This is a genomic window from Citrobacter sp. S46_ASV_140 (genome assembly GCF_018919545.1).
Classification (GTDB): Bacteria; Pseudomonadota; Gammaproteobacteria; order Enterobacterales; family Enterobacteriaceae; genus Citrobacter; species Citrobacter braakii.
The window spans coordinates 1-7,426 of sequence record NZ_JAHLRC010000147.1 but is presented as its reverse complement, the minus strand read 5'-3'; the positions used below and the strand labels follow the sequence as shown (position 1 = coordinate 7,426).

Sequence of the window (7,426 nt, the reverse complement as noted above, 5' to 3'; positions counted from 1 at the left end):
ATAAAAAGCCAATTATAAATGCGGTAGTCGCGGCTACGGCGACGCAAGTTATTGGATTGGACTCTATCTGACTCTTGATGTTATCTGTACTGGTTCGCACTGCATCACTTGCTCTGGATGCGTATTTTCTTGCAGTATCATTAAATTTATGGTCAGGTGACTCCAGAGCCTCACCGTAACTTTCCTCTAGTTCACCATGAATAATATGGTTTTTATCTTTTTTTGTACCAAACATAAACTAAATCTCCAATAATTAATTATCTATAAAGTATAGCAGTTAGAATAAATATACATGGAAATCGCTGGTAATGATTTAACATATATTAAAATGTTCTAATGAACTCCATATGATATAGATTCAAGGACTATATGGAATGCTGTGTGATATCTAACCTAGAATCAAAGTGAATCGATGCCTAAAATTATTGGATAAATAGTTATGACTGTTTTTTTGCGTAGTACTGTAACAGGAAAAATCGTGACACAAGATGAATGGTTACATTCGTTAAATGAGTGGGAAGATGAAGGCGGTTCATATTATCATGCTGATAAGTTTGTAAATAGACCCGTTTTAGTTCCATGCGTTTTTTGAGATCTCGGCAAATAATGGTGCTGTCGGTATTCCTCCGGTGTCATATTGTTCAGTGATTCATGCGTACGTTCACAGTTATATTCTGACACCATTTCTCCGTGATTTCCCGCACTTCATTCAGCATTCTGAAAAGATAAAAATCGAGTATTTCTGTACGGTATGTCCGGTTAAATCGCTCAATAAAAGCGTTCTGTGTCGGCTTACCCGGCTGGATAAATTCCAGTTTTACTGCATATTTCTCTGCCCATTCAGCCAGAGCCAGTGAGATAAATTCCGGATCATTATCAATGCGTAGCATGACAGGATAGCCGCGATTTGCGGCGATCCTGTCGAGTACACGGACCATCCGCAGAGCTGGCAGATTCAGATCGATTTCAATCGACAATGCCTCACGGTTAAAGTCATCAACAACATTGAACGTGCGAAAACGACGGCCACAGACCAGGGCATCATGCATAAAATCGACAGACCAGCTCTGATTCAGCGCTTCCGGCGTGGCCAGTGGCGAGGGATTACGCACCGGCAACCGCTGTTTGCCCTTACGACGAAAGTTCAGCTTCAGCAGACAGTAAATACGGTGGATCCTTTTGTGATTCCACGGGTGTCCCTGCGCCTCAGAACCTGAAAAAGTTTCGGAAAACCGTATCGTGGGTATCGCTCAGCCACTGCCTGCAACGCGACAATAACGGGTTCGTCACGCGTGGTATCCGGACGGTGATGGTAAACCGTTCTGCTCAGGTTCAGACTCCGGCAGGCCTGACGGATACTGAGTCCAAATGTCGTTATCAGATGAGTGACCAGCTCACGCTTAAAGGCTGGTTTTAAAGCTTTTTTTCGATAACGTCTTTCAGCGCCCGGCTCTCAAGGCTCAGGTCGGCAAACATCTGTTTGAGACGTCGGTTCTCGTCCTCAAGATCCTTGATCTTTTTAATATCAGAAGCCTCCATGCCGCCGTATCTGGACTTCCAGTTGTAGTAGGTGGCTTCAGAGATACCAGCCTCCCGGCAGACATCTTTAACAGTTCGTCCGGCTTCAACCGACTTAATCACTGCGATGATCTGATGCTCAGTAAAACGGGCTTTACGCATAGCGATCTCCTTCGTTGGCAGATTGATTATGCCGGATGATCTCTAAATGTGAATGGCACGATTATGCGGGATGTTTACATAATGCCTGTGTGATTAAAAATACGCTTCGTTGAACAAAAAAGCCCGCAGCGCGGGCTTTTGAGTTTGTGGAGATTAGAACTGGTACACAATACCCATGGCAAACTGATCGTCAACTGCGTTGCCAGTAATTGCGCCGTCTTCTTTATCCAGCAGGTTAAATTTATACGCTGTGTAGACGTTCATATTTTTATTGAAGTAGTACCAGGTGCCGAGCTCGACGTAATTCACGCGGTCAGCGTTAATACCGTCGTGTCCATTTCTGGCTCCCAGGTCTTTACCCTGCGAGTAAACGTAACCCAGGGATGGACGCAGACCAAAGTCGAACTGATATTGAACGACTGCTTCAACGTTTTGCGTTTTGTTTGCAAAACCCTGATCGGTTCCGGTTCGGGTCATATTACGCGTTTCGCCATACATCGCTGCCGCATAAACGCTGTTGGCGTCATATTTTGCTGCCAGGGACCAGACTTCAGCGTTGCTGCCATAGCCATCAATGGATTGTTTGTCCGTACGGTCGGATTTACCATATACCGCGACGAAACCAAAGCCATCTACGTTATAGTCCACCGACATGCTGTAGCCGTCGCCATTTGCTTTAGCGTAATCGTCATCGTGATTCTTGCCCTGGTACTGCAGCGCGAAATTAAGACCCTCAACCATGCCGAAGAAGTCTGTGTTGCGGTAGGTCGCCACGCCGTTGGTACGACCGGTCATGAAATTATCCGTCGCAGACCAGGAATCGCCACCCCATTCAACCAGCATATCGGTGTAGGCTGCCGCATCGTAGGCTACGCCATAGTTACGACCATAATCAAATGAGCCGTAATCCGCATATTTCAGGCCCGCGAAGGCCAGACGGGTTTTTTGCTCCTGAACTCCTTCCGCATTGCTGGCGTCGAGGTTGTGTTCAAACTGACCAAAACCTGTCAACTCGTTGCTGATCTGGGTTTCACCTTTCACCCCAAAACGGGCGTAAGAGGTGTCAGCATTTTCACTGTTACTGCTATCCGTATTCGACCAGATGCGTTCGCCTACCATCTTGCCGTAAAAATCAATTTTATTGCCGTTCTTATTATAAATTTCAGCCGCATTTGCTGCGCTTGCAGCTAATAAGGCAGGGAGAAGCAGTGCCAGTACTTTTCTTTTCATTATGTATTCCCTTTATATAATAATTAAAATGAATATGTAGCGCTATCTGAAAGACTACATTTGAATACTATCTATGAAGTTCATTTAATTTTAAATATAACATGTAACAAATGTATTTAAGATATTTCAAGATGTTTCATTGTTGCTTTTATATAATTAAAATTGCATGTCATTTGAATTAATATAATTCATATAAATGTATTTTTTATCATATAGTTATGATTTCTTTTGTTCTATCTTGTTGAATGTATATTATTGATATTTGTTATTTATTTTGCATGCGAGATTATAATTGAACTGCTTGTTTTGAATAATGGATTTATATATCCATTATAGTGATGCTTGTTAAGTGAATAATATGTATTGATGATAAAAAAGCGTCGACGGTAGTCTGACATAAGAATTGTTGCTAAGGTGGTTTTCTTTCTGCGAAGAGCGAGAGTATGGAACTACAGTACTGGCAGTCGAAATTTGAAGCCTGGTTACGTGACAATCATTCCGGGCACGACGCTGCCCATGACATCTTTCATTTTCGTCGCGTCTGGATGACATCACAAAAGTTGAGCATGGATGTGACCGTAGACTGGCTGGTGGTGCTGACGGCGTGCTACTTCCACGATCTCGTCAGTTTGCCGAAGAACCATCCCGATCGTCATCGTTCGTCGGTACTGGCAGCCCAGGAAACGCGTCGCGTTTTGATGCGCGATTTCCCTGATTTTCCACAACAACGATTACCTGCCGTGTGCCATGCTATTGAGGCGCACAGTTTCAGCGCCAAAATCGTACCAGAAACCCTTGAAGCCAAAATCGTGCAGGATGCTGACCGGCTTGAGGCGTTGGGCGCAATTGGTTTAGCACGGGTATTTGCCGTGTCCGGCGCGTTAGGCGTGGCGCTGTTTGATGCGGAAGATCCGTTTGCCCGACAGCGTAGCCTTGATGATAAACAGTACGCACTCGATCACTTCCAGACCAAATTGTTGACGCTGCCGCTGACGATGCAAACTGAACACGGTCGGCATTTGGCGCAACATAATGCTGACTTCTTACTGACGTACATGGCGAAGCTGAGTGCGGAGTTAAAAGGAGAATATGAAATGCTGGATCTTGACGCGATTCAACCCTTTAAGCTGCGTTAGTCGCCAGTATAGCCGCAACGTCAACCGCGCTAATTTATGTTAACCTGTCAGCTATCCATTTCGGCCGGTTAAATGTATGCAGGATAATTTTTCAGTAGCAGGTTCCATGAACCCGATGACAGATGATAACGATGCCGCCGCACAGGTGATTTTGGCTAAGTTGCTTGAAATATATGACGTGAAAACGCTGGTTGCTCATCTGAATGGTGTTGGCGAGAACCGCTGGAGTCCGGCCATCTTCAAGCGAGTGGTTGCCAATGAAACGTGGCATCGCCTCAGCGACGCTGAGTTGGCTCATCTGAACGACTTGCTGCCGAGGCCGCCTGCGCATCATCCACATTATGCTTTTCGCTTTATCGATCTTTTTGCCGGTATTGGCGGCATTCGTCGCGGCTTTGAGGCGATTGGCGGACAGTGCGTGTTTACCAGTGAGTGGAACAAGCATGCAGTGCGCACCTACAAAGCGAATTACTACTGCGATCCTCACCAGCACCATTTTAATGAAGATATTCGCGATATCACCCTCAGTCATCATGATGGGGTGAGTGACCCGCAGGCGGCGGAACATATCCGCCAGCATGTTCCGCAGCATGACGTGCTGCTGGCGGGATTTCCTTGTCAGCCATTCTCTCTGGCCGGTGTATCAAAGAAAAACGCGTTAGGGCGGGCTCATGGCTTCGCCTGCGATACGCAAGGCACACTTTTTTTTGACGTGGTGCGCATCATTGATGCACGTCGGCCGGCAATATTTGTGCTCGAAAATGTCAAAAACCTGAAGAGTCACGATCAGGGGAAAACGTTCCGCATCATTATGCAAACGCTGGATGAGCTGGGTTATGACGTGGCTGATGCACACGATAACGGGCCGGACGATCCGAAAATTATCGATGGGCAACATTTTTTGCCCCAGCATCGCGAACGTATTGTGCTCGTCGGCTTTCGCCGCGATCTGAATCTGAAATCAGACTTCACGCTGCGCGATATTGTCTCCCGCTATCCTCAGCGGCGTACGACGCTGGCGGAGCTACTAGAGCCGACCGTCGACGCAAAATATGTGCTCACGCCGGTGCTGTGGAAATATCTGTATCGTTATGCGAAAAAGCATCAGGCACGGGGCAATGGATTTGGCTATGGCATGGTGTATCCCGGCAATCCCGATTGCGTAACGCGCACATTATCGGCGCGTTACTATAAAGATGGGGCCGAGATCTTGATCGACCGCGGCTGGGATATGGCGCTGGGTGAAAAGGATTTTGATGATCCGCACAATCAGCGATACCGTCCGCGCAGGCTGACGCCCAGAGAGTGCGCGCGCCTGATGGGATTTGAATCACCTCAGGGCTATCAGTTCAGGATCCCGGTGTCGGACACACAGGCTTATCGTCAGTTTGGTAATTCGGTGGTCGTCCCGGCATTTGCGGCGGTAGCCAGACTGCTGGAGCCAAAAATCAAACAGGCGGTTGCTATTCGCGAGAAAGAGAAACTGCATGGCAGACGTTCACGATAAAGCGACGCGCAGTAAAAATATGCGGGCGATAGCAACCCGCGATACCGCAATTGAAAAACGCCTTGCCAGCGTACTGACAGAGCAGGGGGTAACGTTTCGCGTGCAGGATGCGACGTTACCCGGTCGTCCCGATTTCGTGGTGGATGATTATCGTTGTGTGATTTTTACCCACGGCTGTTTCTGGCATCATCACAACTGCTATCTATTCAAAGCCCCCACCACACGAACAGCGTTCTGGCTGGAAAAAATAGACAAAAATGTTCAGCGTGACGCGCGGGATTGTGAAAAATTGCAGGCTTTGGGCTGGCGCGTACTGATTGTCTGGGAGTGCGCCCTGCGTGGGCGCGAAAAGCTGGGGGATGACGCGTTGTCCGAACGCGTCATCGAGTGGATCTGCGGCGGTGGCGCAAGTGCGCAGATCGACACCCTCGGTATCCATTTACTGTAACGTCTTTTCCGACGGGGTCGCAACGGCGTCCGCTTTAACGGGAAATAGGTATTTACCGAGTGTGACCAGTACCACCGCAAATACAATCACGCCAAGCGCCAGCCATTCGATGGGCGCCAGACTTTCACCTCCCAGGCAGGTACCTAACAGTACAGCGACAACCGGATTAACGTAGGCATAGCTGGTGGCTAATGCCGGGCTGACGTTGCGGATCAAGTACATATACGCGTTGATGGCAATAATAGAACCAAACACGGCCAGATAGGCGACCGCCATAAAGCCTGAAAACGTCGGCATAGTGGTCAACGTTTCCCCGGAAATCAGCGAGGCGCACATCAGCACAATACCGGCGGCTAACATTTCAATGGCTCCGGCCATCATGCCAACGGGTAACGTTATGCGCGAGCCGTACACTGAGCCAAACGCCCAGCTTATCGAACCTATCAGGATTAAAATTGCTCCCCATGGATTACCACTCAAATTACCACCGCTGTTCAGCATGATGATCCCCGCGAGTCCAATTGCGATCCCCATCCATTCAAGTTTGCGCGTTTTGATGCCAAAAAAGTGGCTAAAACACAGCGTAAACAGCGGGACGGTGGCGACCACCACGGCGGCAATACCGGAAGGCACGTTTTGATGTTCTGCGACGGTGACCAGTCCGTTACCGACAGCCAGCAGCAGGATACCAATTAACGCGGCGTTCAGGAGCACGCGCAGAGGCGGCAGCTTATGTCCGCGGATAAGTAAGAATGCTGTTAATAAAATCCCCGCAGAGAGAAAACGAACGCCAGCCATCATCAACGGCGGCCAGCTTTCAACGCCAATGCGAATAACGAAGTACGTGGAACCCCAAATGATGTACAGCGCGAAAAGCGCACTGAAAAGCGGTAGCAATTGCCTGAAACGCATAATCCCTCACGGTGGAAATAAAAAGGTGCAACATAGTAAACGTCAAAACTATCTTGCTGGCGAGATTTATAATTACGTGCCGATGTTAAAAATTTGTTGACCAGAAAGGTCAGTTTCAGCATTGCGTGTTTTACTTCATACTTATGACTGCAAAAAAATAATATTGAGGGTAAAAATTTTGGCAGGAAGTAGCTTATTGACCTTACTCGATGATATCGCCACTTTGCTGGATGATATCTCTGTCATGGGAAAACTGGCCGCGAAAAAAACCGCGGGTGTGCTGGGCGATGATCTGTCGCTTAACGCGCAGCAGGTGTCAGGTGTGCGGGCGAACCGTGAACTCCCGGTGGTCTGGAGCGTCGCGAAAGGATCGTTTGTTAACAAAGTTATCCTTGTGCCGTTGGCGCTATTGATAAGCGCCTTCATTCCCTGGGCGATCACCCCCTTATTAATGGTAGGCGGGGCGTTCCTCTGTTTTGAAGGTGTAGAAAAAGTTCTCCATACCCTGGAAGC

Annotated in this window: 7 protein-coding genes and 1 pseudogene; 4 read left to right on the top strand and 4 right to left on the bottom strand. The window is 48.0% G+C overall.

Features of this window, described 5'->3' with window-relative positions; genetic code table 11:
* From KQJ19_RS21115 to KQJ19_RS21105, 3 genes and pseudogenes are all read right to left on the bottom strand, one after another.
* Positions 1-235 (bottom strand): CsbD family protein (locus KQJ19_RS21115; RefSeq protein ID WP_216404089.1); only part of this gene is annotated, 235 nt, incomplete at its 3' end.
* Positions 236-571: 336 nt separating this feature from the next.
* Positions 572-1,680: pseudogene (locus KQJ19_RS21110) on the bottom strand (IS3 family transposase).
* A 153-nt stretch (positions 1,681-1,833) separates the two neighbouring features.
* Entirely contained in the window at positions 1,834-2,910 is a 1,077-nt protein-coding gene (locus tag KQJ19_RS21105) for a porin (protein ID WP_103847941.1), read from the bottom strand.
* 443 nt (positions 2,911-3,353) lie between these two features.
* Between KQJ19_RS21105 and KQJ19_RS21100 the strand changes: the two genes are divergently transcribed.
* From KQJ19_RS21100 to KQJ19_RS21090, 3 genes are all read left to right on the top strand, one after another.
* A complete protein-coding gene (locus KQJ19_RS21100) occupies positions 3,354-4,046 on the top strand; it encodes a phosphohydrolase (RefSeq protein WP_016153503.1) in 693 nt (230 codons plus the stop codon).
* Positions 4,047-4,122: 76 nt separating this feature from the next.
* On the top strand, positions 4,123-5,553 hold the full coding sequence (locus KQJ19_RS21095) for a DNA cytosine methyltransferase (RefSeq protein ID WP_216404088.1): 1,431 nt from the start codon (positions 4,123-4,125) through the stop codon (positions 5,551-5,553).
* Positions 5,534-6,001, top strand: a complete 468-nt coding sequence (locus KQJ19_RS21090; RefSeq protein ID WP_216404087.1) for a very short patch repair endonuclease — start codon at positions 5,534-5,536, stop codon at positions 5,999-6,001. Before KQJ19_RS21095 ends, KQJ19_RS21090 begins: the two co-directional genes overlap by 20 nt.
* Here the strand turns inward: KQJ19_RS21090 and yedA are convergent.
* Positions 5,993-6,913 carry a drug/metabolite exporter YedA gene (gene yedA, locus KQJ19_RS21085; protein WP_200046999.1) on the bottom strand — a complete coding sequence of 307 codons (921 nt, stop codon included), beginning with the start codon at positions 6,911-6,913 and terminating at the stop codon, positions 5,993-5,995. The two genes, KQJ19_RS21090 and yedA, sit on opposite strands and share 9 nt — an antisense overlap.
* Positions 6,914-7,088: 175 nt before the next feature.
* Between yedA and KQJ19_RS21080 the strand changes: the two genes are divergently transcribed.
* Positions 7,089-7,426: DUF808 family protein (locus KQJ19_RS21080; RefSeq protein ID WP_216404090.1), on the top strand; the 338-nt coding region annotated here is incomplete at its 3' end.

Bases quoted from the DNA above. Each gene is read 5' to 3' on its own strand.
- KQJ19_RS21100 (WP_016153503.1), top strand. From the start codon at position 3,354: ATGGAACTACAGTACTGGCAGTCGAAATTTGAAGCCTGGTTACGTGAC.
- KQJ19_RS21105 (WP_103847941.1), bottom strand. From the start codon at position 2,910: ATGAAAAGAAAAGTACTGGCACTGCTTCTCCCTGCCTTATTAGCTGCA.
- yedA (WP_200046999.1), bottom strand. From the start codon at position 6,913: ATGCGTTTCAGGCAATTGCTACCGCTTTTCAGTGCGCTTTTCGCGCTG.
- KQJ19_RS21090 (WP_216404087.1), top strand. From the start codon at position 5,534: ATGGCAGACGTTCACGATAAAGCGACGCGCAGTAAAAATATGCGGGCG.
- KQJ19_RS21095 (WP_216404088.1), top strand. From the start codon at position 4,123: ATGCAGGATAATTTTTCAGTAGCAGGTTCCATGAACCCGATGACAGAT.